This window comes from Halorubrum sp. AJ67 (assembly GCF_000513435.1).
In genome coordinates, this window is record NZ_CBVY010000015.1 from 86,010 (window position 1) to 86,861 (window position 852).

Below are 852 nucleotides of genomic sequence, written 5' to 3' on the forward strand. Positions count from 1 at the left end.
TGAGAACCCGTCGCATACGGATCGTATCGGACGCCCTAGTAAGTAGTCTGTTGGTTCCTTCGGCGTCGCCGCCGGCGGATTTTTTCGGTCGGCTCGCCGACCGCGGCGAGCGCGTTCGCCGGCCGGGACGACGGTTTTTGAGGGCCGCGCCACAACCGCCGGTATGGCGTTCGATCCGACCGAGACTGCGGTGGTCGTCGTCGACATGCAAAACGGGTTCTGTCACCCCGACGGGAGCCTCTACGCCGAGCCGAGCGAGGCGGCGGTCGAGCCGGTGACGGCGCTCGTCGACCGCGCCCGCGACGCCGGCGCGAGCGTCGTCTACACCCGCGACGTCCACCCGCCCGAGCAGTTCGACGACACGCACTACTACGACGAGTTCGACCGGTGGGGCGAACACGTCGTCGAGGGGTCGTGGGACGCCGAACTCCTCGGCGACCTCGACGTGCGCGACGCGGACCACGTCGTCGAGAAGCACACGTACGACGCCTTCTATCGGACCGATCTGGAGGGGTATCTCGACGCGCACGGAATCCGTGACCTCCTGATCTGCGGCACGCTCGCGAACGTCTGCGTCCTCCACACCGCGGGCAGCGCGGGGCTCCGGGACTACCGCCCGGTCGTCGTCGAGGACGCGCTCGGTTACATCACCGAGGACCACCGCGAGTACGCGGTCGACCACGCCGACTGGCTGTTCGGCGAGACGACGAGCCGCGACGAGGTCGCCTTCGCGTCGGAGTAGGGTCGTCGCCGCTTCGATTCCTCCGAACCGCGATTATCACGCGCGGCAATCGGCGTGTAACCCTTTTTGCCGCTCGCCGGAACCGCGAGGTATGGACATCTCTCGACGGG

1 protein-coding gene is annotated in these 852 nt (G+C 67.7%); it reads left to right on the plus strand.

Features of this window, described 5'->3' with window-relative positions:
• Positions 1-163 precede the first annotated feature (163 nt).
• Positions 164-742 carry a cysteine hydrolase family protein gene (locus BN903_RS11870; protein ID WP_048077919.1) on the plus strand — a complete coding sequence of 193 codons (579 nt, stop codon included), beginning with the start codon at positions 164-166 and terminating at the stop codon, positions 740-742.
• Positions 743-852: the final 110 nt, after the last annotated feature.

Coding starts and splice junctions, on each gene's coding strand:
- BN903_RS11870 (WP_048077919.1), top strand. CDS start 164: ATGGCGTTCGATCCGACCGAGACTGCGGTGGTCGTCGTCGACATGCAA.